The organism is Bradyrhizobium sp. sGM-13, from assembly GCF_018398875.1.
Classification (GTDB): domain Bacteria; phylum Pseudomonadota; class Alphaproteobacteria; order Rhizobiales; family Xanthobacteraceae; genus Bradyrhizobium.
This window is the reverse complement of record NZ_JAGWDK010000014.1, coordinates 72,479-96,757: the sequence shown is the minus strand read 5'-3', so window position 1 is coordinate 96,757 and position 24,279 is coordinate 72,479. Positions and strand designations below refer to the sequence as shown.

Here is a 24,279-nt window from a genome sequence, read left to right as displayed (position 1 = left end):
AACCATACTCCGGGGTCATCAAACTTGCCCAGCAGCCGGAGCGAATCCGACAGTCAAAGGCGAGACCCGCAATACCCTAATGGTTGATCTGCGGAAAGCGACGAAAGGAAGGCGTATGTCCAAGAAAACGCGCAAGAAATCCTCCATGGCATCCCCCAAGAACCGCAAGGCCTCCGCGGCAAAACCGGCCGCGGCCAAGACTGCCGCCAAGGCCGCCAGCAAGATCGCCCGCCGCAGTACGCCGGCATTGACCAAAAAGCCTGCCGCCAAGTCAGCCAGCAAGGCCGCCAAAACCGCCACCAAGGCAGCCGCCGAGAAACTGGCCAAGAAGCCGGCTAAGACGGTCAAGACCGCTTCAGCCAAAGCGTCGCACAAGCCGACATCGAAAGAGTTAATAAAATCCAATCTATCGGATATGCCGAAGCCAGTTGCCGGAACCGGACTGGCCGAAGGGGCCATGGCGCCCCCGTTCAGCCTTCCGCGCGATGGAGGCGGCAGTGTTTCGCTGGCAGACTATGCCGGCAAGAAGCTGGTGCTGTTTTTCTATCCCCGCGCTGACACGCCCGGCTGCACCCGGGAGGCGATCGACTTCACGCGGCTCGATAGTGCATTTGCCGATGCGGGAGCGGTGGTGCTCGGGATCTCGGCCGACACCGTAAAGGCCCAGGAATCCTTCCGGAACAAGCACCAGCTCTCGGTTCCTCTGATCTCGGACGAGCAACATGAGATGCTTGAGGCCTATGGCGCATGGGGCGAAAAATCGATGTACGGCAGGACCTTCATGGGGATCATTCGAACAACTGTTCTGATCGGCGCCGACGGACGGATCGCCAAAATCTGGCGCAATGTGCGGGTCGATGGTCATGCCGAGGAGGTGCTGGCTGCCATTCGCGCCATGTGATCGGCAGGTTCTGATCGGCAGGTTCCATTTCCCAAAAATTAACCATGAACGGGTCAAATCGGCACGCAGATTGAGCCGAACGGAGCTGATTTCCGACCGGCGCGGGAGTGCCAATGTCGTACCGTTCCGGTCATTATGCCGATCACCATCATCCCCACGATCATGGCCGGACGCCGCCCCGCCGCCCGGCACCCCACGCGGCAAAGGCCGCAGCGCTGGACGGTAACAGCTACACCATCGTCCATGCCGGCAAGCAGGTCAGGCTCGGCCCGGTCGTGTTCTGGATCGTTGTCGGCACGATCGTGCTGCTCGGCATGTGGTCGGCCGCCACTGCCACCTATTTCGCGTTTCGCGACGACGTCCTGACCCGGCTGATCGCTCGCCAAGCCGAGATGCAGTACGCCTATGAAGACCGCATCGCGGAGCTGCGCGCCAAGGTCGACCGCACGACCAGCCGCCAGTTGCTCGATCAGGAACAGTTCGATCAGAAGCTCGACCAGATCATGCGCCGCCAGACCGCACTCGAATCGCGCGCCACTGCCCTTGGCGCGATGCCGGACATCGCGGCGACCGGTTCGATTCGGCCTCCACCGCGCGGCGTGGCCGTGGAGACGCCCGCTTCCGGCAGCCTAAAACCCTCGCCGATCAGCGACACCGTGATCTTCGTGGCGCCGCCGGATCGCGAGGCCCGGCTGGAATCTCGCGTGCCCGCCGTCGCCAAGCCGCAGCCAAATCAGTTCGCCAAGGTTCAGGGCGTCGACAACGTCCTGGTCCGCCTGCAGACCTCGCTTGACACCGTCGAGCGGCGGCAGATGGCGGCCTTGAGCTCGGTCGAGGACAGCATGGAATCGCGGCTGCGCCGCATGCGTGGCGTGTTCACCGATCTCGGCCTCAACATGGCGCAGCTCGAAGCCGCAACGCCGCGCTCGGCCATTGGTGGCCCGTTCGTGCCGGTGAAGCTGCCGGCGGATGCCGGTGCGTTCGAACGCCAGCTCAACCGGATCAACCTCACCCGCGTCCAGATGCAGCGCCTCAACGCGACGCTCGCACTGGTGCCCTACCGCAAACCTGTCGTCGGCGAGGTCGAATTCACCTCGGGCTTTGGCGTTCGCAGCGATCCCTTCCTCGGTCGACCCGCGATGCATACCGGCCTCGATTTCCGGGCCGCGACCGGCGATCCGGTGCGCGTCACCGCGAACGGCAAGGTGGTGTCGTCGGGATGGATGGGCGGTTACGGTCGTATGGTGGAGGTCGATCACGGCAACGGCCTGTCGACCCGCTACGGCCATCTGTCGGAGATTCACGTCAGGGTCGGCGACTTCGTCAAGATCGGCCAGGTCATCGGCGCCGTCGGCTCAACCGGCCGCTCCACCGGTCCGCATCTGCACTATGAAACACGAATCGACGGCGACGCCGTCGACCCGCAGAAATTCCTGCGCGCGGGCGTGCGGCTGAGCTCAGGCTAGTATCGCGCCGTCAGAATCAGCGTGCTTGCTCGTTGATGGCGGAATACGTCGGCGGTCTACCGGCATGTGAATGGAACCGGCGCGTCCGCGTCGGTGAAATTTTTTCTGGCCCTATGTCGGATCGCATGGAGGCCAGGCGTCCTTGTGGCAGAGACTGAGCAAACCCAACCCAATCCCGCGATATACTCCGCTCAGTAATGGAGAAAATAACATCATGTCCCAAGGCAATACCGTTCGTTTGCATCGCGTCTTCGCCACCACGCCGGAGAAGGTTTTTCGCGCCTTCCTCGATGCGGAAGCCATGGCCAAGTGGCTGCCGCCCTACGGTTTCACCTGCAAGGTCCACCAATTCGAAGCGAAGGTCGGCGGCACGTTCAGGATGTCGTTCACGAATTTCACCACAAACGCCGGCCATTCGTTCGGCGGAGAATATCTGGAGGTCGTGCCCAACGAGCGAATCCGCTACACTGATCGTTTCGACGACCCCAATTTGCCCGGCGTTATCGAGGTCACGGTGACCCTGAAAGCGGTTTCGGTCGGAACCGAGATCAATATCGAACAGACAAACTTGCCGACGGTGATCCCGGTCGAAGCCTGCTATCTCGGCTGGCAGCAATCGCTTGCCCAACTCGCGTTGCTCGTGGAGCCGAATATTCCGGAATAGTGACGGTCGAGAGGAGGCATCACGCTGTGGTGCCTTCTCCTCTAGTGTCCGACCTCGCCGGTTATGATGTCGAAGGCCTCCCACGCCTCGCCGCTGTCTCGCAAGCCGCTTCAGCGCTTGCAAGCATACACTTATTCCGTGTGCCGAAATGGCATTGTTGCCCGGCGCCAATTGTGATTGATGCGGGCTGCAGGCATGACCTTGTGCGATGGCGAGGCCCAGAGGTTGGACTAAGGCTTGAAACCGAACACACGAATTGGTCCGCGACACCCAAAACTCGCGGCGGGTGGATTTCGTTTTGCGCGCTGGCTCGCTGCAAAGACCATGGGTGCTGCGGGATTTCATCAGCTCGGCTCTGAATTCGCCGATGCGCGGATCGCAGACGTTCGCGACAAACTCGCGCGGGGCGAAACAGTGTATCTCGCAGGTCTCGGCGCGCCCGGCACGCATAATTCAGGTCTGGCGCTGGTCGAAGTGACACAGGCGGATGGGCCACGGCTGATCGTCAACAACGAGGAAGAACGCTTTTCCGGCAACAAGCACACCACCGAATATCCGAGGCTGTCGATCGACGCGGCGGTGGCGACGCTGCGCGGCAGGGGCCGCGATATCGGCGACATCGATGCCTGGCTCACGAGTTGGGATTACCCGACGCTCGCCGGCACACTGGCGCGCTCGGTGCTCGAGGAATTGCCGCAGAGCATAAAACTCCTGCGCACCACCGAGGCCGCAGGCTTCGACGGCCGCCGCCTCGACCAGATGACGCGGACGCCAAAAATCCTCGCCCGCCAGCTCGGGCTCGCCGAGCGCGTGCCGTTGATCTGCCTGCCGCATCACGACAACCATGCATGGTTTTCCTACGCTGCCTCGCCATTCGCCGACGATGGCGCGCCAACCGCGATTGCGGTGCTCGACGGCACCGGCGACCAAGGCTCGATCTCGCTCTATGTAGTCGAGAACGGCGCAATGCGCCGGCTCTACTGCAACGACAGCATGTTCGATTCACTCGGCGCATTCTATAGCGTGATCTCGTCGACACAGGGCGGCTGGACCTGGCTGTCCAGCGAGGGCCGCTACATGGGCGCTGCCGCCTGGGGCGATATGGACCGCGGCAGCAATCCTTATTATGCGCGGCTGCGCGACGTTCTGCATTTTGGGGCGAACGGCGATATCAGGCTCAATCGCGCGCTGGCCAACTGGTATTGCGACCCCTTCGACCATCCCTACAAGGAAGCACTCACCAAAATTCTCGGCGAACCGCTTAAGCCGGACCAGCTCTGGAATCCGGATGCGGTGCTGCGTGTCGAGGACATCCACCACCGTCCCGATACCAAAGACCGTCTCGACAAGGCAGCCGCGACGCAACTGGTGTTCGAGGACGCCATGATCCACGTCGTCGATCATTTGTTGCGCACGACGGGGGCCAACCGGCTGGTGCTGACCGGCGGCGTCGCGCTGAACGCGGTCGGCAATATGCGGCTGCTCGAACATTTCAATGAAGGGTGGTTCGCCGAGGCGCAGCGGCGCAATGTGCGGCTGCATCTGTGGGTGCCGCCAGTGCCGGGCGACCCCGGCGTCACCATCGGCGCTGCCTGGCTGTTCGCGCACCTGGCCGGCGCTCCGCGCGGCGCGCCGATGACGCATGCTTTCTATTGCGGCACGCCGCCCTCGCAGGGCGACATCGTCCACGCCGTTGCGGCCGACGACATCGCCTCGCACAAGATCGGCGATATCTCGACGCCTGAAGGGCTTGAAGCGATCGCCGACCTGATGGCGTTGATGGTCGCCCAAAACGGCGTGATCGCGCTGTATCAGGGCGCAGCCGAGACCGGTCCCCGTGCGCTCGGCCATCGCTCGATCCTCGCCAATCCTTGCGACCCGGCGGTGCGCGAGCTACTCAACGCGCGCGTCAAATACCGCGAGGCCATTCGCCCGCTAGCGCCGATGGCAACGCTGGCGGCTGCCAAAGAATATTTCGAACTGCTGCCCGGCGCCGCGGCTGCCGATTACAACGCCTATAATTACATGGTGCTGACGGCGCATTCGAAGCCGCATGCGCGCGAAAAAATCCCGGCGGTCATCCACGCCGACGGCACCGGCCGCATCCAGATCGTGCGCGCCGGCGACGATCCCCTCACCCATGCCTACTTAAGGGCGCTCGGCCGCCACATCGGCGTCGAGCTGTCCGTCAACACCTCCTTCAATGTCGCAGGCCCCATCGCGCAGACGCCGCAGCAAGCGATCGATACGCTGCGCCGTTCCAAGGGGCTCGATGTCGTGGTTCTCGTGGCCGGTGACGGCACAGTCACCGCAGCCTGGCACGGCGGCGAGCGCGACAACGGAAGGTTCAGAAACTGGATTGCCGACTGGAAGAAGACATCAGCTTCCAGCCAGCCTGCGCGATAATTCGCTTCTTCAGATCGGATGATCCGCCGGTTCAGAGATCGACGCGTTCGCCCGCAACCGCCTTGCGTTCCGCCATGTTGAACCGGCCGCTATAGATCGGCCGCTTACCGGTTGTCGGACCAGGATACTGGACGATGAATATCTCCCCGCCCGTTTCGGTGCGGAATTCACCCTCAAAGTGGGGGTCGGGATGGAACAACACCGTTCCCGGAGCATGCAGCGTTCCGTCGATTGAAAACTCGCCTTTCAGGATATGCCAGACCTGCGCGAAGCCATGATAGCGCTCGGGATGATAGGCGCCGGGTTCAAGCCGCAGAATTCCCGCGTTCGGTTCGGTCGGGCGTTCCGGTCGCGGATGAAAAAGCATTTTGCCTGTCTCGCCCGGCCACCGGATCGTCTCCCATTCAACTTCGTTGAAATGACGCGTCTCGTAGGGCTTGTGATCCTTTCGCGACGCTTCGCGCGCGGTCGTCAATTCCGCATTTGCGGCCGCCGTGTCGGGAATCTCCTTGCTGACAGCACTCATTTTTCTCTCCGTTTTGCCGTGCTTTCTCGTTCGCTTTTCCTGCCCGCAATATTGCTCCACCACTCAACCGCGATGGCCGACTGATTTTCGATTGATGTGACCATGAGCAGGCGCGCACTGCCGGACTCCCGCGCCCACGCCATATGCGGTACGTCTGAGCGCAAATGAATGGAATCGCCGCGCTCCAGTGCGATGGTTTCGTCGCCCACCTGAAATTCGACGCTGCCTTCGAGGACGAAGCACATTTCTTCGCCGGGATGCGCGACCAGCGTCGGCTTGCGCGGTTTTGCCGACAATTCGAGCAGGAAACTTTCCAGCCGCTGCTCGCCCACGCCCGAAGCGAGTTTGCGCCAGGCATAATCTGCATCAGCGCCCTTCGATGGAGCGGCATCGATCGACCGCACCACGCGATACGCGCGCGTCCGGTCCTCTCCTTCGATGTCGGCAAATAGCTCTGCCGGCGGCAACTGAAGGACGCCGGCAATTTCCAAGAGATTGCCGATCGAGCACGCGATGAGTCCGCGCTCGATCCGCGAGAGAAATGTCACTGACAGACCGACCATTCCGGCGAGGTCATCGAGCGTCAAATCGCGCGCCGAACGGGCCCTCCGAATGACAGATCCGATTGCGGCAAGGCGCGCCGCCTCGCGGGCGCGCCGGCCGGCTTCTGCCGAAACCACGCTGACACTCCTGTTTGCCTATTTGGCAAATCGTATTGCTATATAGGCAAAAGTCAAGTTGGCTCGCGCCGCCTGGGGAAGCCAACTAAACGTTCGAGAAACTTCAGCACGCGGCCGTCGATCAACAACAACGCGCTGCCGATCACCAGTGCGCCCGCGATCTCGCGCGGCGAAATCGGCTCGCCGAGTACGAGCGAGCCGAGCAGGATCGCTGTAACAGGCACAAGCAGCGTCACCAGCATGACGTTGGTGGCGCCGGAACGCCGCAGCACCTGGAAGAAAACGATATAGGCCAGCGCCGTGGACAAGCCGGCAAGACCGAGCACCGCGAACCATGTCACCGTATCAGGCATTGGCAATTGCCACGGCCGCTCGAAAATGCCGGCGACGACAGTCATCATCAGGCTCGATGCCATCAATTGAAACGTGGCGGTGGAAAGCGGCGGTGCATCTGATAGCGCGCGCCGCGCTATCAGCGCGGAGATGCCGTAGCTCAGCGCCGCCACGAGACACAGTAGAACGCCGAGCCCCTGCCCGCTGGCAAAGCCTAATCCGCTGCCGCGAAGGATCACGACGCCGACAAGGCCTGTGATCACGCCGACCACACGCCTGATGATGAGCTTCTCCTCGCCCGTCGCCGCCATCACCGCCACCGTGAACAGCGGCGTGGTAGCATTGAGTATCGAAGCCAGCCCGCTCGGGATGTACATCTGTCCGGTGACGATCAGCGAGAACGGCAGCACATTGTTGAACAAGGCGACGAGGAAGAACGGCCGCCAGCCCTTCCATCCCTTCGGAAACGGCAGTCGCTGCGCGCAAAGCACGGGCAGCAGGATCATGGCGGCCAGCAGCACACGCAACAGCACGAGCGTGAACGGCGGCAGCTCGCGTAGCACCACGCCGTTGAAGAAGAACGACCCGCCCCACAGCACCGACAATGCGGCGAGCAACGCCCAGTCGCGCGCATCGATCCGGCCGTCGCTGACTGTCATCTGGTAAGAACCTGGTGAAATCGCGCAGCCAGCTAGAACCGGACGCACGTCGCGGTCCACCCGATTTCCGAAGATTATTTCGGCCGCGATACGATCTCGATCATCTTCGTCATCGTCGGGCGCGTTTACCTTCGCGTTCCGACGTTGGTCATGGATTAGTCCACGTCCTCGACCTGGCCGGGTGCGGTGCCGAACGCGCGCTGCGCCAGCGTCGCCGCCATGAACTCGTCGAGGTCGCCGTCGAGCACGCCTGACGTATCCGAGGTCTGCACGCCGGTGCGCAGGTCCTTCACCATCTGGTAGGGCTGCAGGACGTAGGAGCGGATCTGGTGACCCCAGCCGATATCGGTTTTGGCGGCCTGATCGGCGGCGGCCTGTTCCTCGCGCTTCTTCAGTTCGATTTCGTAGAGCCGCGCGCGGAGCATGTCCCAGGCCTGGGCGCGATTCTTGTGCTGCGAGCGGCCGGCTTGGCAGACCACCGCGACGCCGGTCGGAATATGCGTCAGGCGCACCGCGGATTCGGTCTTGTTGACGTGCTGGCCGCCGGCGCCGCCCGAGCGCATGGTGTCGGTGCGTACGTCGGATTCCTTGATGTCGATCTTGATGCTGTCGTCGACGACCGGAAAGATCGCCACGGAAGAAAACGAGGTGTGCCGGCGCGCGTTGGAATCGAACGGCGAGATCCGCACCAGGCGGTGCACGCCCGCTTCGGTCTTCAGCCAGCCATAGGCATTGTGCCCGCTGATCTGGATGGTCGCGGATTTGAGGCCGGCCTCTTCACCTAACGTTTCTTCCAGATACTCGATCTTGAAGCCGTGGTTTTCGGCCCAGCGCGTGTACATGCGCAGGAGCATCGCGGCCCAGTCCTGGCTTTCGGTGCCGCCGGCGCCGGCATGCACTTCCAGATAGGAATCGAACTTGTCGGCCTCGCCGGACAGCAGCGCTTCCAATTCGCGGCGGGCGACCTCTTTCTTCAGGGCTTTTAGCGCGTTCTCGGCCTCGACGACTACGCCTTCATCGTTCTCGGCCTCGCCGAGCGCAATCATCTCGACATTGTCGTCGAGGTCGCGCTCGACCTTGCCGATGCCCTCGAGCGCATCCACCAGCGAGGTGCGCTCCTGCATTAGCTTCTGGGCTTTCTGGGGATCGTTCCAGAGGTTGGGATCTTCGGCGAGCTTGTTCAGCTCGGCCAGCCGTGCCGTCGATTTCTCGACGTCAAAGATGCCTCCTCAGCAGCCCGACTGACTGCTTGATCTCTTCAACAAGGCGTTCGACTTCGGCGCGCATGGTCTCTTCTGTCTGTGGATGGAACCGCTACTGGATAGATGTTCAACGGGCCGGATGTAGCGGCGTACGCCGCAAAGCGCAATCGGCTCAGGCCGGTGAACCCGGTTTTGTTTGATGCCGGCGGGCTAATACAGCCCGCCCGGGCGCATGACATTGGTGGCGTCAGGCGGGATTCCCGGCTGCATCGGCACCCCTCCGTCGTCGACCACGCCGACAACGGCGTAATTGTCCGGCGGCGCGGTGCCCGGCTTGAACGCTTCCAGGATGGTGCGGCCGCCCTCGCCCGGGTTGGGACGCATCCCGCTCTTGGCGTCGACGCGCACCAGCCTGATGCCGGGCGGCACCTTGAAGGGGGTCGCCGGCTTGTCGGCGAGCGCGAGCTTCATGAAATCCTTGACGATCGGAGCTGCGGTATGGCCGCCTTGCGCGGCTCTGCCCAGACTGCGGGGCTTGTCATAGCCGAGATAGAGACCGACGACGAGATCAGGCGAAAAGCCGATGAACCAGACGTCTTTTCCGTCAGAGGTGGTGCCGGTTTTACCGGCGATCGGCTTGCCCACCTGCCGCAGCACCGATGCTGTGCCGCCCTGCACCACCCCTTCCATCATCGAGGTGATCTGGTAGGCCGTCATCGGATCGAGCACCAGCTCCCGACGATCGACGAGCTGGGGCTCGGGTTGGTTTTTCCAGCCGCCGGGCGCATCGCAGCCGCGGCACTCGCGCGCGTCATGCTTGAAGATGGTGCGGCCATAACGGTCCTGGATGCGGTCGATCAAGGTCGGCTTCACGCGACGGCCGCCATTGGCGAGCATCGAATAGGCCGTGACCATCCGCATCACTGTGGTTTCACCGGCGCCGAGCGAATAGGAAAGATAGTTCGGCAATTCATCATAGACGCCGAAGCGCTTGGCATATTCGCCGATCAAGGGCATGCCGACGTCCTGCGCCAGCCGCACCGTCACGGTGTTGACCGACCATTTGAGGGCTTCACGGAGGGTAATGGGACCCCGGTAGCTGCCAACTGAAAAATTCTCGGGACGCCAGACGCCGGCGCCAGGCCCCTGATCGATCTCGATCGGCCCGTCGACCATGATGGTCGATGGCGTGTACCCATTGTCCATCGCCGCCGAATAGACCAGCGGCTTGAACGTTGATCCCGGCTGCCGATAGGCCTGCGTCGCGCGATTGAACTGGCTTTGGTCGAACGAGAAGCCACCCACCATCGCGAGCACGCGCCCGGTCCACGGATCCATCGCGACCATGGCGCCGGACACTTCAGGCAGTTGCCGCAGGCGATACTGGCCTTCGACCGGGTTACCGTCCTTGATCAGCGGATCGGCGTAAATTACGTCGCCTGGCGACAAAATTTGCGAGACCGAACTCAGCGCCTTGCCGCGCGCCGGCATAGAAGCCGGTCTCGTCCATCTGACACCTTCCAGCATGATGAGGCCGGTTTGCCGGTCCTTGGAAATCGCGCCTCCCAGTTCGCGGCCGGGCTGGAAACCGATCCGCGCCGACTGATCGGACGTCTCCAGCACCACGGCCATCCGCCAGGGCGAGATGTCAGAGAGCGATTTGACGTCGGCGAGTTTCACGCCCCAGTCGCCGGAGATGTCGAGCTTGCTCACAGGACCGCGCCAACCCTGGGCCTCGTCGAAGTTCACGAGACCGGCGGCCATCGCTTTGCGCGCCATCACCTGCAGCTTCGGATCCAGCGTAGCGCGGACCGAGAGCCCGCCTTCATAGAGTTTCTTTTCGCCGTAGCGCTCGAAGATGTCGCGCCGGACTTCCTCGGCAAAATATTCGCCAGCAAAAGTATGCGCGGCGTTGGACCGGCTGGCCACGACCAGCGGCTCCTTGCGAGCCTTGTCGGCGTCGGCCTGCTTGATCCAGCCGTTTTCCAAGAGGCGATCGATCACATAGTTGCGCCGCTCGATCGACCGGTCGCGGTTGCGCACCGGATGCAACGTGCCCGGCGCCTTCGGAAGCGCTGCAAGATACGCGGCTTCTGCCACCGTCAGCTCATTCACTGATTTGTCGAAATAGACCAGCGACGCCGCTGCGATGCCGTAGGCGCCGAGGCCGAGATAGATTTCGTTGAGATAGAGCTCGAGGATGCGATCCTTCGAATACGCCCGCTCGATGCGCATCGCCAGCAGGGCTTCCTTAATCTTGCGGGTGAAGGAGACCTCGTTGGTCAGAAGAAAGTTCTTCGCGACCTGCTGGGTGATCGTCGACGCTCCCTGCGGACGCTTGTTGGAGCCGAAATTCTGCACATACGCCACGGCCGCGCGCGCCATGCCGGTGAAGTCCATGCCGCCATGCTCGTAAAAATTCTTGTCCTCGGCTGCGAGGAAAGCGTTGGTGACGAGTTTAGGCATCGCCTGGATCGGCAAATAGAGACGCCGTTCCTTGGCGTATTCGCCGAGCAGCGCGCCGTCCGACGCATGGATGCGCGTCATCACCGGTGGCTCGTAATCCTGAAGCTGCGAATAATCGGGCAAGTCCTTGGAGAAATGCCAGATTGCGCCTGCAACGCCTGCGACACCGACCAGAAACACCACGGTGCCGGCAGTAAACAGAAAACCCACAAACCGCACCAGCAAGCGCATTACCGAAATTCCATTCCAACCCTTGCGCCGCGACAGTCAGCGTTTGCCCTCGTGCGAAGGCTTTGCGCTATCCTTCGGACGCCTATCTCGACCTCGGGCACTTCGCTCTACCGCGATACCAACGATCGGGACCCGCCCGGGTCCAGGCGTGTATCACGCAATGTCCAAGGATACATCTTGAGATTGCGGACGATTCGCCCGGATCAATAAAGCCCGCCGGTGCCGGGCCGCATGATGTTGCCCGCATTATCAGGCTGGTAGCCTTGCGGGTATCCCTGCGGCGCCCGGCCGTCCATGTCGGCAACACCGATAACCGAGTAATTGTCCGGCGGCGCGGTACCCGGCTTGAACGCTTCGAGGATGGTGCGGCCGCCCTCGCCCGGACCGACGCGCATGCCGCTCTTGGCATCGACGCGAACCAGCTTGATGCCCGCGGGCACCTTGAACGGGACCGCCGGCTTGTCGGCAAGCGCGAGCTTGAGGAAATCCTTAGCGATCGGCGCGGCGAGATGACCGCCGGTCATACCGCGGCCGAGATTGCGCGGCTTGTCGAAGCCGACATAGATGCCGACCACAAGGTCCGGCGAAAAGCCGATGAACCACGCGTCTTTTTCATCGTTGGTGGTGCCGGTCTTGCCGGCAATGGGCTTGCCGACTTCCTTGACCACCGTCGCGGTGCCGGCCTGCACGACATATTCCATCATCGAGGTGATCTGGTAGGCCGTCATCGGATCCAGCACCTGTTCGCGGCGATCCACCAGTTGCGGCTCGGCTTGGTTCTTCCAGCCGCTCGGCGCGTCGCAGCCGCGGCATTCGCGGGCGTCATGCTTAAAGATCGTGCGGCCGTAGCGGTCCTGGATGCGATCGATCAGGGTCGGCTTCACACGACGGCCGCCATTGGCGAACATGGAATAGGCCGTGACCATGCGCATGACCGTGGTTTCACCCGCGCCGAGCGCATAGGACAGGTAATTCGGCAGTTCGTCATAGACGCCGAAGCGCCGCGAATATTCGCCGATCAAGGGCATGCCGATGTCCTGCGCGAGCCGCACGGTCACCGTATTCAGCGACTGCCGGAGCGCGTTGCGCAGCGTCGTCGGCCCGCCGTATTTGCCGGACGAATAGTTTTCCGGACGCCACACGCCGGCGCCCTGCCCCTGGTCGATTTCAATGGGCGCGTCGACCACGACGGTCGACGGCGTATAGCCATTGTCCATTGCCGCCGAGTAGACCAGCGGCTTGAACGACGAACCCGGCTGTCGATAGGCTTGTGTCGCGCGGTTGAACTGGCTCTGGTCGAACGAGAAGCCGCCCACCATCGCCAGCACGCGGCCGGTCCACGGATCCATGGCGACCAACGCGCCGGACACTTCCGGCAACTGGCGCAGCCGGTATTGGCCTTCGACCGGCTTGCCCTCCTTGTCGAACAGCGGGTCGGCATAGATCACGTCGCCCGGCGACAACACCTGCGCCACGGAGCTCGGCGTCCTGCCCTTGGCGGGTCCGGATGCAGCCTTGGCCCAGCGCACGCCGTCGAGCGTTATGATGCCGGTCTGCCGCTGCTTGCTGACGGCGCCACCAAGTTCGCGGCCCGGTTGGAAACCGATCCGCGCCGACTGGTCGGATGTCTCCAGCACCACGGCCATACGCCAGGGCGAGATATCAGAGAGCGATTTGACGTCGGCGAGTTTCACGCCCCAATCGCCGGAAATATCGAGTTTGGAGGGCGCGCCGCGCCAGCCGCTGGCTTCGTCATATCTGACGAGCCCGGCGACCATGGTCTTGCGCGCCATCACCTGCATTTTCGGATCGAGCGTGGCGCGGACCGAGAGGCCGCCTTCGTACAGCTTCTTTTCGCCGTAGCGCTCGAAAATGTCGCGCCGGACTTCCTCGGCGAAATATTCGCCGGCGAAGGTATGCGCGCCGTTGCCGCGGCTGGTGGTGACGTTGAGCTGTTCCTTGCGGGCCTTGTCGGCATCGGCCTGCTTGATCCAGCCGTTTTCTACCAGACGATCGACCACGTAGTTGCGCCGCTCCACCGCGCGATCGCGGTTACGCACCGGGTGCAGCGCGGCGGGCGCCTTCGGCAGCGCCGCCAGATAGGAGGCTTCCGCGATGGTGAGCTCGTTCACCGATTTGTCGAAATAGACCAGCGACGCCGCCGCGATGCCGTAGGCGCCGAGACCGAGATAGATCTCATTGAGATAGAGCTCGAGGATGCGGTCCTTGGAATAGGCGCGCTCGATGCGCATCGCCAGCAGGGCTTCCTTGATCTTGCGGGTGAAGGAGACCTCGTTGGTCAGAAGGAAGTTTTTTGCGACCTGCTGGGTGATCGTCGACGCACCTTGCGGACGCTTGTTGGAGCCGAAATTCTGCGCGTAGAGCACGGCCGCGCGCGCCATGCCGGTGAAGTCGATGCCGCCATGCTCGTAAAAATTCTTGTCCTCGGCCGCGAGGAACGCGTTGATGACGAGTTTTGGCACCGCCTGAATCGGCAGATAGAGCCGGCGCTCCTTGGAATATTCGCCGAGCAACGCACCGTCAGACGCGTGCACGCGCGTCATCACTGGCGGCTCGTAATCCTGAAGCTGCGAATAGTCGGGCAAGTCCTTGGAGAAATGCCAGATCGCGCCCGCGACGCCTGCCACGCCGACCAGGAACACCACGGTGCCGGCCGCAAACAGGAAACCCAAAAACCGGACCAGCAAGCGCATTATCGAAGTTCCGTTCCAACCCTGCGCGCCGTCATCTGCAGCGCCTATCCTGATACGGCAATCCCGCCGGGCGGGTTGCCGTTACGCGGTCGAACAATAATAAGGTCCGGCGGACAATATTGACCGATTCCAAAGACCAGCAGTCCGTTTTCTATACCGTTGCCGCTGTGGCCAAACTAGGGCTTGGTCCGTCGGACGGCCCCTTTTCAATCCACCCTTACGCCACGCGTACCGGGCTTTTCACTTGGCCGGTCCGGCAGTTGCCAGCCGTTTGGCCAGAAACGCATCAATTGCCTGCGCCATCGCGCCGACCGTCTTGTTCCGCCAGTTTTCCGATACCAGAAGTTCGAGGTCGCCCTTGTTCGAGACATAACCGAGCTCGACCAGCACCGACGGCACGTCCGGGGCCTTCAGAACCCGGAAACCGGCCGATTTGAGCGGGTGCTTGTGCATCCGCACGGTATTCTTCATTTCACTCATCAGAATCCGTGCAAACCGGTTTGAAAAGGTTTTGGTCTCCCGCTGCACCAGGTCGATCAGGATGTCGGCGACTTCGGTCGGCTCGTCGACGAGGCTTACTCCGCCAATCGCGTCCGACCTATTTTCGATATCGGCCAGCCGCTCGGCCTCGGAGTCGGTGGCCTTATCTGAAAGCGTGTAGATGGTGGCGCCATGGGCGTCGCCCTCGCCGCGTGGCAAAGCGTCGGCATGGATCGAGACGAACAGTGCCGCCGCCTCGTTGCGTGCGACCTTCACGCGGTCGCCAAGCGGTATGAAAGTGTCGTCCGTCCGGGTCATGACGACGCGATACTTGCCCGATTTCTCGATCCGGTCGCGCAGCGCCAGGCCGAACGTCAGCACCAAGTTCTTTTCCATGATATCGCCGCCGCCGGCCTGGGTACCGTTGTCGACACCGCCATGACCGGGATCGATCACGATCACCGGCCGCTTGTCGGGTGCTTGCGGCGGCTGGGCGATTGACGAATCCGGTTGGGCGGCGTTGGCCTCGGCGATCGCGGGCCGCAGCTCGGGACGGCTTTCCGGCGGCAGCGACTGGACAAAGGCGGTGCGATCCAACTGTTCGAATTCGAGCACCAGCCGCGGCGGTTGGCCGTTGGCCGCTTCCAGTATGTAGGATTTGGCGATCTTGGCCGGCCCCGTCAGGTCGAACACGATCCGTGATCCACCCGGCATGACGAGACCATAACGGAACGCCTTGACCAGCCCCCGTCCTCCGGCTCCGATCCCAGCGGGAAGATTGAAGCTGATCTGGGGAAAATCGACGACCACGCGATAGGGGTCCGCCAGCGCGAAGGCGCGAAACTGCACCGGCTTGTCCAGATCGAGGATGAAACGGGTCTGCCTGGCATCGCCAGCCAGCCGGGCATCAGACGCGATCGGGAAATTCGATACGGCTGCCGGGCCGGGGACGGCGGCGACAGAAGCCGGTGGTTGAGACGCTCCCCCCTGGGCCGCGCAGGAGCCAATCATCTGGGGGCACAGCAATGCTGCGGCGCACAATAGCCCACATCCCAGCAAAACAAAGTGATTTGCGCGGCTCGCCAACGATTCGGTGCCTCCGGAGGAGCCTTCCCTTACCGCATTAGAACCACAGGGTTAATCGGACCTTAACGTTTAACCACCGAAAAAACAGCAGGTGTTGCCGTGCAGCGACGCCCGGCGGCGGGTTCCCTTGCGCTTCCCTTGCACGGAGCCCCTGATCCACGTATGTACGAGGTGCTGACGGCTAATACTCCCGGTTGTGTCGCGTTCAGCCTCCCGGTGCAGCGCCGGAACCTCCGAAGCCCGGAGGAACCTGCGTCTTTCCCGATCCCTCCACAGCCAGCGCCGCGCGCGGCTGACACGGAGGCGGCGGTTTCGAGCCCGAGCGGCGTCCGGTCCCAGGTCCTTTTTCCAGGGGCGGTTTAAGACACGGCAAAACTGATTATCCGGACCCTATCGGTCCGATATGCGATGGCCGGCGGGCGTCTAGGCGCCGAACCGGGCCTTCAGCGATAAATACGGCGGTATCCCTTCCGCCAACATGTTCAGACGGGCCGACGCTTGATGCGCCAGACTGTGTTGCCGACCAAGATCCACGGAACGATCGCGCCGACGCGAGGCGGAAGCTTCGCGCGTCACATCGCTCTGGTGGGCCCCCGTTCGGCGCGGCGCCAAGAAGTGCGTTTTGGCCTTCCCCTCACCCCCGAATCAGGTGGACCGTCGCGTCACCGGGCCGCGCAATTTGCGCGCGCCATGCACCGCGCCCGCCCCCGTCAAGAGTTCCAAAATGCCCAACAAGATGTTGATCGACGCCACCCACCCGGAAGAGACCCGGGTCGTTGTGGTCCGCGGCAACCGCGTCGAAGAGTTTGATTTCGAGACCGCCCAACGTAAGCAACTCCGCGGCAATATTTATCTCGCCAAGGTCACGCGCGTAGAACCGTCGCTGCAGGCGGCGTTCATCGAATATGGCGGCAACCGCCATGGCTTCCTGGCGTTCAGCGAAATTCATCCGGACTACTACCAGATCCCGGTCGCCGACCGTCAGGCGCTGATCGAGGCCGACGAACGCGCCCATCGCGAGGCCGAGGAAGAGAGCGAGAACCGCTCCACCCACCGCCGCCGCTCGCGCCACCGCAATGCGCGCCGCCGCGGCCATGGCGACCGCGTCCAGAGTGACCTGGTCGAGGGTACTAGCGAGGATCCCTCGCAGGCCGCCCAGCCCTATGAGCGCCAGGAAGGCTTTCAAGATCAGGATTTTCAAGAACATCCGCACGAGCCTGAGGCCGTGCAGGCCGGCGATACGCCGGCGCAGGACACTGAACACCACGACGCCGAACATCACGCCGAAGCGGCTTCTCACGATCGCGATGCGCACGACCAGGAGGCGCATGGTGACGAGCGGGCGCATGATGGCGACCGCCCCGCACATGATCACGACGAGCCCGAACAGGCGCGCGCCGCGAGCGAAGCGCCGGCCGCGGAGGTACAATCTGATGCGCCTGCCCTTGCTTCGGTCGAACCTGCCGAGGTGCAGGCCGAGGACGGCCATGACGACCGTCATGACGAGGAGCGCGCGCAGGAAAACGCCGCCCATGCCGACGACGTGCCGCACGTCGAGCACGTCGGCGATTATACTCCGCCTCCCGATGAACCCGCCGCGGCTCTGGAAGCCGACGATGGCCATGACGATGAGGACGATGGCGAGGACGCCGAAGAGGAAGTCGTCGAATCCGTCGGTGGCGACGACGTGCTGGAGGAAGTTCCGGAGCGCCCGTTCCGGCCACGCCGCCAGTACAAGATTCAGGAAGTCATCAAGCGCCGCCAGGTGATGTTGGTTCAGGTCGTCAAGGAAGAGCGCGGCAACAAGGGCGCGGCGTTGACGACCTACCTCTCGCTGGCCGGCCGCTATGCCGTCCTGATGCCCAACACCGCCCGCGGCGGCGGCATCAGCCGCAAGATCACCTCTGCCCAGGACCGTTCGCGGCTGAAGGAAGTGGTGCAGGACCTCGACGTGCCCGAGGGCATGGGGATCATCCTGCGCACCGCCGGCGCCTCGCGGACCAAGCCCGAGATCAAGCGCGACTTCGAATATCTGATCCGGATGTGGGAGACCGTGCGCGACATGACGCTGAAGTCGCAGGCCCCCACCCTCGTCTACGAGGAAGGCTCGCTGATCAAGCGCTCACTGCGCGACCTCTACAACAAGGAAATCGACGAGATCCAGGTCGCCGGCGAGTCCGGATACCACGAGGCGCGCGATTTCATGAAGATGCTGATGCCCTCGAACGTGCGGGCGGTGAAGCAGTATCGCGATGGCCAGCCGCTGTTCTCGCGGATGGGTGTCGAGAGCCAGTTGGACGCGATGTTCTCGCCGACGGTGCAGTTGCGTTCCGGCGGCTACATCGTCATCAACCAGACCGAGGCGCTGGTTTCGATCGACGTCAACTCCGGCCGCTCGACCCGCGAACATCACATCGAGGATACCGCGCTCAAAACCAATCTCGAGGCGGCCGAGGAAGTGGCGCGGCAGTTGCGTCTGCGCGACCTCGCCGGCCTGATCGTCATCGACTTCATCGACATGGACGAGAAGCGCAATAACCGCGCGGTCGAGCGCAAGCTCTCCGACTGCCTGCGGCAGGATCGCGCGCGCATCCAGGTAGGACGCATCTCGCATTTTGGTCTTCTGGAAATGTCGCGCCAGCGCATCCGTGCGAGCGTGCTGGAAAGCTCGACCGAGCCCTGCCCGCAATGCGGCGGCAGCGGCCATGTGCGCTCGGTCTCCTCGGTCGCACTGCAATTGCTGCGCGGCATCGAGGAAATCCTGATGAAGGGCGCGACCCACAATCTGGTGGTGCGCACCCGCACCGACGTGGCGCTCTATGTGCTCAACCACAAGCGCGGCCACCTGCGCGATCTCGAAAACGCCTTCAAGGTTACGCTCGCCGTCGTCGCCGACGCCACCGTGAGCGGCCAGCAATCATACGTCATCGACCGCGGCGAGCAGGTGCACACGCTGGAAGCCGCCAAGGCGTTGCTGGCAGCGCAGGCTGCCGCCTTCCCGACGCAGGTCGAGGAAGCCTATGACGACGACGAGGCGTTCGACATCGAGACCGAATCCGAGATCGAAACCGAGGAGACCGAGGGGCTGACCGACGATGGCGCCGAGGCAGCGGTTGCCGAAGGCGAAGGAGACGGTCACCGCCGCAAGCGACGCCGGCGTCGGCGCGGCCGTGGCGAGCCGCGTGAAGGTGGCGGCGCCCCGCGCGAGGACGGTGACGCGATGCGCGTCGCAAGCGAGGCAATCGAAGGCGCGATCGCCGAGGACGGCGAAGCCGACGAGGACGAAGGCGACGAACAGGCCGGCACGGGCCGTGGCGATCAACTTGCCAGTGGCGAGCGGCGCCCGCGCCGCCGCGGCCGTCGCGGCGGACGCCGCCGGCGCGGTACCGGACTGGAAGATGGTCTTGCCGGGTCGATTGCAGATGAACTCGGGCCGCCGCCAGTTCCGGAAGCGACCAGCGCGGTTGCCGATTTCGAGGGCGCCTCGTCCGAGCCCGCGCCATCACTGGTGCAGGCCGACACCCAGCCCGAACCGGTCTCGCCGCCGGCAGAGATGCAACCTGCGGCCGATGCCCAGCCGGAGCCGGTTGCGAGTGCGCCGGCGCCAACCGCTGAGGAAACCAGGCAAGAGGCCGAGCGCGCGGCGGCGCGGCGGCGCTCGACCGTGCGCGAGAAAGTCAGCTTCTTGACCAGCGCTCCGACTGAGCCGGCTCCCGCCGCCAGCCAGAACGCGCCAGAGCCGGTCGCGCACCCCGCGCCCGCTCCAGCCGAACCGGCGCCGGCCTCATCAGGCGAAGCCGCGCCACGCAAGGCAGGCTGGTGGTCACGGCGCTTCGGCAGCGGCGAGTAAGGAATCGAACCCAAAAAGAAAACCGCCCGGCGAAAACCGGGCGGTTTTTGTTGTCTGGTGCGATGGCTTAACCGCGCGGATCGAAAATCCGTCGGATCGCCGGCACGAGAGCCGCGCCGAGCGCGTTCTTGATCAGCGATGCCGCGATGAATGGCACAATGCCGACCAGCCACGCCTTTTCGAAGCCGAGCTTCATGCCGAATGCAAGCCAACCAAATCCGGCGGCAAGAATGAGAATGTGCCCGAACGCCATCGCCACGAATAGCCGGAGCACCGATCGGTCCCAGCCACGCTCGCTCAACCATCCCGTCACGAAGGCCGCTGCTACGAAGCCAAAGAGATATCCGGCCGTCGGACCAACGAACGGCGCGAGGCCGCCGACCGGGCCCGCGAATACCGGAAATCCGATCGCTCCCTCCGCCAGATAAGCTACGAGGGTAGCGCTGCCGAGCCGCCAGCCATAGGCTGCGCCGATCACCAGCACGACCAGCGTCTGCAGTGTCATCGGCACGTAGGGCAACGGCAGATTGACCTTCGCCGACAAGGTCAGCAGCGCCGTTCCCAGCGCGACCAGGATCACGCTGCGCAACAGGCCCGACGATCCATCGGCACGATGCGGCCACAGCAGCGCGGCGAGCGGGAAATGCGATGGCGCGACGGTTTCAGTCATGGTTCTGGACACGGATAGCTCCCGGTTGGTTATAGGTGCGGATGAGGGGTGTGACGGGCTGGAGATATTATCGCAGCCAACGCGCGATGCGCGTCACCGCTTCGCGCATCTCGTCGGCCGAGCGCGCATAGGAAAAGCGAATGAAGCTGCGGCCGTGGATTGGATCGAAATCGACGCCCGGCGTCGCCGCCACATGCGCCTTCTCCAGCATGCGGCCGGCAAACTCGAAACTGTCGGACGTGAAATCCGAAACATCGGCGTAGAGATAGAACGCGCCATCGGCCGGCAGGAACTTGGTGAGACCGGCCTTCGGCAATCCCTCGATCAGGATGCGGCGGTTCTCCTGATAACCGCGCTTGATCGCCTCCATCTCTTCGCGGCCTTCGAATGCCGCTTCGGCCGCGATCTGCGACAGCGTCGGCACCGAGATCGACAGGTTCTGCTGCAACCGCTCGATCGGGCGCACCAGGGACTCCGGCACCACCATCCAGCCGACCCGCCAGCCGGTCATGCAGAAATACTTCGAGAACGAATTGATCACGAGCGCATGCGGCGAAAGCTCCGCCGCCGTCACCGCCGGAAACGCATAGTCGAGCCCATGATAAATCTCGTCGGAAATGAAGCGGATGCCCGCACCTTCTGCCGCGTTGATCAGGCCGGTGAGCGCTTCGCGCGACATCATCGTTCCCGTCGGATTGGCGGGGCTGCCGACCAGCACGCCCTTCAGCGGCGCCTTGCGGTGCGCCGCCAGCAACGCCTCTCCCGTCAGAGCATGGCGCGTCGCGCTCGAGGTCTCGATCAGCACCGGCTCGCAACCGAGCGCGGTCAGAATATGCCGGTAGGGCGGATAACCCGGCACCGTGACCGCCACGCGATCCCCCGGTTCGAACATCGACAGGAACGCCAGAATGAATCCACCGGACGAGCCGGTCGTGATCACGATGTGGTCGGTATCGACAGCGCAGCCGTAAGTGTCGCGGTAGTGCCTGGCAATCCGCGCGCGCAGCGTGGGCATGCCGAGTGCGGAGGTGTAGTCGATCCGCGCCTCATCGAGCGCCGCGTGCGCGGCCGCGATCGCGGTTCTGGGCGCGGGCGCCGCCGGTTGCCCCACTTCCATGTGAATGACATGGCCGCCGGCCGCTTCGATGCGGGCCGCGGCCGCCATCACGTCCATCACCATGAAGGGCGGAACGTCGCTCCGCGCCGAGGGGGTCAGCAACGCTGTCGCGCGGTCTCTAAGTGTCGATTCCAGCATCGATCTCTGCTATTGCACGGGCGCCGTCCGAATTCGGGTTCCCGAGCCGGTAAGCGCCCCAGACTGGCCGTATTCGGTGGCTTGTTATAGCGTTTTCAAGCGAAGTGATACCGGCTCGGTGAAGAAACGCGTTGAAACAACAAATTAGGACCCGTTTCTGATCTAATCGGAAACCGAACCGGCGTCCGGGCAAATCCGGATGCACCGCCAATCGCCAAAAGACTGTTCATGCTGCTCCGCATCGCCCCACGCAAGAAATCACTGAAATTGGCCACGTTGACGACTGCAGTCGCTCTTGCCGTCGCGCCGATGGCTGCGCTGGCGCAGAACAGGGGCCCGCCGGTGCTCCGCGATACCGAGACGGAACAATTGCTGCGCGAATATACGCGGCCGATCCTGCGCGCCGCCGGTCTGGAAAAACAAAATATCCAGATGGTGATCATCAACCAAGGCGTCTTCAACGCCTTCGTTGCCGACGGTCGACGCATCTTCGTGAACTACGGCGCGATCATGCAGTCGGAGACACCGAATCAGATCATCGGCGTGATGGCGCACGAAACCGGCCATCTTGCCGGCGGCCATCTCTCCAAGATGCGCGAGGAAATGGCGCGGGCCCAGACGCAGATGATCATCGCCATGCTGCTTGGCGCCGGCGCGATGGTCGCGGGCGCGCAAGGCGGCAGCAACAGCGGGTTGGCCAACGCCGGTGCGGCGATGTTTTCCGCGCCGGGAGAAATGATCCGCCGCAACCTGCTCTCCTATGTACGTCAGCAAGAGGAGAACGCCGACAAGGCCGGCGTCAGGTTTCTGACCGCCACAGGCCAGTCCGCCAGGGGCATGCACGAGACCTTCAAACGCTTCACCGACGAGAGCCTGTTCGCGGCGCGCGGCTCAGACCCTTACGTTCAATCGCATCCGATGCCGGCCCAGCGCGTCGCCGCGCTGGAAGACCTGGCACGGTCGAGTCCTTATTGGGATAAAAAGGACGACCCTGCCCTGCAGCTACGCCACGACATGGTGCGCGCCAAGATCTCGGCCTTCATGGAGCGGCAGGATACTGTGTACCGGCGCTATCCGTTGTCCAACAACAGCCTGCCTGCGCGCTACGCCCATGCGATCGCGACTTATCGGCACGGCGACCTGCGCAGCGCGCTCGCGCAGATCGACGCCCTGATTCAGCAGCAGCCCAACAATCCCTATTTCCACGAGGTGCGCGGCCAGGCGCTGCTGGAGGGCGGCAAGCCGCAGGAGGCGATCGCGCCGCTTCGCAAGGCCGTAGCGCTCTCCAACCACGCGCCACTCATCGAGATGATGCTTGGGCAGGCCCTCGTGGCAACCGGCAACAACGCCCACACCGACGAGGCGATTGCCATCCTGCGCGCGGCGGTAGCGCGCGAGAGCGAGGCGCCGATCGGCTATATGCAGCTTGCGATCGCCTATGGCCGAAAAGGAGATTACGCGCAGGCCGATCTGGCGTCGGCCCAGGCCGCCTACCTGCGCGGCGACAGCAAGACCGCGCGCGATCTCGCCTCACGGGCAAAAACACGCTTCGCGGTCGGAACGCCAGGATGGGTCAAGGCTGACGACATCGTGAACACCAAGCCACTGCCCGGCCAGAAGGGCAACTAGAATTAAGCCGCATTCGGCTATAATCGGACTTGGTCACCAAACCTGGCCATCAAGGACTTGGTATCAAGGACTTCGCTATCAACGATTTGGCCAACCCGAACCAAGCTATTCTCGAGAAGCCGGCCTTCAGCCAGAATGCCCGGGAACTCGCCGCATAAGGATTTACCGATGCCCTCGTTCCGTCTTCTCATCCCCGCACTGTTCGCTTTGGCGCTCTGCGGCGCGCCGCTGTCCGCCTCCGCACAGAGTTTTACCGACACCCAGCGCGGCGACATCGAGGCCATCGTCCGCAATTACCTGATCGCGCATCCCGAGGTGCTCGAGGAAGCGATGACCGAACTCAGCAAGCGTCAGGCCGCGGCCGAAGCCGCCAAGCACGAAGCCGGCGTCGCCAAGAATGCGGATGCGATCTTCAACTCGCCACGCAACGTTACGATTGGCAACAAGGACGGCGACGTCACCTTCGTCGAGTTCTTCGATTACAATTGCGGCTATTGCAAGCGTGCGATGCTGGACATGATGGAGCTGATGAAGAGCGACCCGAAGCTCAAGGTCGTGCTCAAGGAATTTCCGGTGCTGAGCGCGGGCTCGGTCGAAGCCGCTCAGGTCGGGGTCGCCGTGCGCATGCAGGATCCGACCGGCAAGAAATATCTCGACTTCCATCAGAAGCTCCTCACCGGCCGCGGCGCCGCCGACAAGGCACGCGCGATGGCCGTTGCCAAGGAAGTCGGCCTCGACATGGCGAAGCTGGAGAAGGATCTGAACAGCACGGAGGTGCGCAGCACGCTCGAGGAAAACTTCAAGCTCGCCGAGGCCATGGGCATGAACGGCACGCCGAGCTACGTGATCGGCAAGCAGGTCGTGATCGGCGCGGTCGGCGTCGAGGCATTACGCGAAAAGATCAGCAACGCCCGCTGCGGCAAGGCGACCTGCTGAGGCGACGCTTCGTGCATGGAATGAAAGGCCGGCTCGACAGCCGGCCTTTTTTGTTGCGGATTACGCGGCGCAGCGGTTCATCCCACGTTCACAAAACAATGGCGGCGGAACCGCCAACTATCGGG

General features: G+C 63.3%; 16 protein-coding genes. 7 read left to right on the top strand and 9 right to left on the bottom strand.

Going from position 1 to position 24,279, the window contains the following annotated elements:
• Positions 1–115: 115 nt before the first annotated feature.
• From KJQ96_RS21985 to KJQ96_RS21970, 4 genes are all read left to right on the top strand, one after another.
• A complete protein-coding gene (locus KJQ96_RS21985) occupies positions 116–901 on the top strand; it encodes a peroxiredoxin (RefSeq protein ID WP_213288623.1) in 786 nt (261 codons plus the stop codon).
• A gap of 113 nt (positions 902–1,014) precedes the next feature.
• Complete coding sequence (locus KJQ96_RS21980; protein WP_213288622.1) at positions 1,015–2,367, top strand: M23 family metallopeptidase; 1,353 nt, start codon at positions 1,015–1,017, stop codon at positions 2,365–2,367.
• A 214-nt stretch (positions 2,368–2,581) separates the two neighbouring features.
• Positions 2,582–3,031 carry an SRPBCC family protein gene (locus KJQ96_RS21975; RefSeq protein ID WP_213288621.1) on the top strand — a complete coding sequence of 150 codons (450 nt, stop codon included), beginning with the start codon at positions 2,582–2,584 and terminating at the stop codon, positions 3,029–3,031.
• Between the two features lie 237 nt (positions 3,032–3,268).
• Positions 3,269–5,437 carry a carbamoyltransferase C-terminal domain-containing protein gene (locus KJQ96_RS21970; protein WP_249734345.1) on the top strand — a complete coding sequence of 723 codons (2,169 nt, stop codon included), beginning with the start codon at positions 3,269–3,271 and terminating at the stop codon, positions 5,435–5,437.
• 31 nt (positions 5,438–5,468) lie between these two features.
• On the opposite strand, the gene KJQ96_RS21965 is transcribed toward KJQ96_RS21970, so the two are convergent.
• The 7 genes from KJQ96_RS21965 to KJQ96_RS21935 form a co-directional block, all read right to left on the bottom strand.
• Positions 5,469–5,963, bottom strand: coding sequence for a hypothetical protein (locus tag KJQ96_RS21965; RefSeq protein WP_213288620.1), 495 nt, complete (start codon positions 5,961–5,963; stop codon positions 5,469–5,471).
• Positions 5,960–6,643 (bottom strand): helix-turn-helix domain-containing protein, encoded by a 684-nt coding sequence (locus KJQ96_RS41770; protein ID WP_213288619.1) that lies wholly within the window; start codon positions 6,641–6,643, stop codon positions 5,960–5,962. The genes KJQ96_RS21965 and KJQ96_RS41770 overlap by 4 nt, the downstream gene beginning before the upstream one ends.
• 53 nt (positions 6,644–6,696) lie before the next feature.
• Positions 6,697–7,635 (bottom strand): DMT family transporter, encoded by a 939-nt coding sequence (locus KJQ96_RS21955; protein WP_213288618.1) that lies wholly within the window; start codon positions 7,633–7,635, stop codon positions 6,697–6,699.
• Between the two features lie 155 nt (positions 7,636–7,790).
• A protein-coding gene (gene prfB / locus KJQ96_RS21950; protein WP_213288617.1) for a peptide chain release factor 2 occupies positions 7,791–8,922 on the bottom strand; the annotation gives its coding sequence in 2 pieces (ribosomal slippage) (positions 7,791–8,852 and positions 8,854–8,922; 1,131 coding nt in all).
• Between the two features lie 125 nt (positions 8,923–9,047).
• The gene (locus KJQ96_RS21945) at positions 9,048–11,534 is read right to left on the bottom strand and encodes a penicillin-binding protein 1A (RefSeq protein ID WP_213288616.1); all 2,487 of its coding nucleotides are present in this window, start codon (positions 11,532–11,534) and stop codon (positions 9,048–9,050) included.
• 203 nt (positions 11,535–11,737) lie between these two features.
• The gene (locus KJQ96_RS21940; RefSeq protein ID WP_213288615.1) at positions 11,738–14,248 is read right to left on the bottom strand and encodes a penicillin-binding protein 1A; all 2,511 of its coding nucleotides are present in this window, start codon (positions 14,246–14,248) and stop codon (positions 11,738–11,740) included.
• A gap of 240 nt (positions 14,249–14,488) precedes the next feature.
• The gene (locus KJQ96_RS21935; RefSeq protein ID WP_213288614.1) at positions 14,489–15,814 is read right to left on the bottom strand and encodes an N-acetylmuramoyl-L-alanine amidase; all 1,326 of its coding nucleotides are present in this window, start codon (positions 15,812–15,814) and stop codon (positions 14,489–14,491) included.
• A gap of 724 nt (positions 15,815–16,538) precedes the next feature.
• Here KJQ96_RS21935 and KJQ96_RS21930 point away from each other — a divergent pair.
• Positions 16,539–19,664, top strand: a complete 3,126-nt coding sequence (locus tag KJQ96_RS21930; protein WP_213288613.1) for an Rne/Rng family ribonuclease — start codon at positions 16,539–16,541, stop codon at positions 19,662–19,664.
• Positions 19,665–19,731: 67 nt separating this feature from the next.
• On the opposite strand, the gene KJQ96_RS21925 is transcribed toward KJQ96_RS21930, so the two are convergent.
• Both KJQ96_RS21925 and KJQ96_RS21920 read right to left on the bottom strand, forming a co-directional pair.
• Positions 19,732–20,334, bottom strand: coding sequence for a biotin transporter BioY (locus KJQ96_RS21925; protein ID WP_375293198.1), 603 nt, complete (start codon positions 20,332–20,334; stop codon positions 19,732–19,734).
• A 67-nt stretch (positions 20,335–20,401) separates the two neighbouring features.
• Positions 20,402–21,589, bottom strand: coding sequence for a pyridoxal phosphate-dependent aminotransferase (locus tag KJQ96_RS21920; protein WP_213288612.1), 1,188 nt, complete (start codon positions 21,587–21,589; stop codon positions 20,402–20,404).
• 228 nt (positions 21,590–21,817) lie between these two features.
• Here KJQ96_RS21920 and KJQ96_RS21915 point away from each other — a divergent pair, with 228 nt between their 5' ends.
• Together KJQ96_RS21915 and KJQ96_RS21910 are read left to right on the top strand one after the other, a co-directional pair.
• The gene (locus KJQ96_RS21915; protein WP_213288611.1) at positions 21,818–23,218 is read left to right on the top strand and encodes a M48 family metalloprotease; all 1,401 of its coding nucleotides are present in this window, start codon (positions 21,818–21,820) and stop codon (positions 23,216–23,218) included.
• A gap of 168 nt (positions 23,219–23,386) precedes the next feature.
• Positions 23,387–24,154 carry a DsbA family protein gene (locus KJQ96_RS21910; protein WP_213288610.1) on the top strand — a complete coding sequence of 256 codons (768 nt, stop codon included), beginning with the start codon at positions 23,387–23,389 and terminating at the stop codon, positions 24,152–24,154.
• Positions 24,155–24,279: the final 125 nt, after the last annotated feature.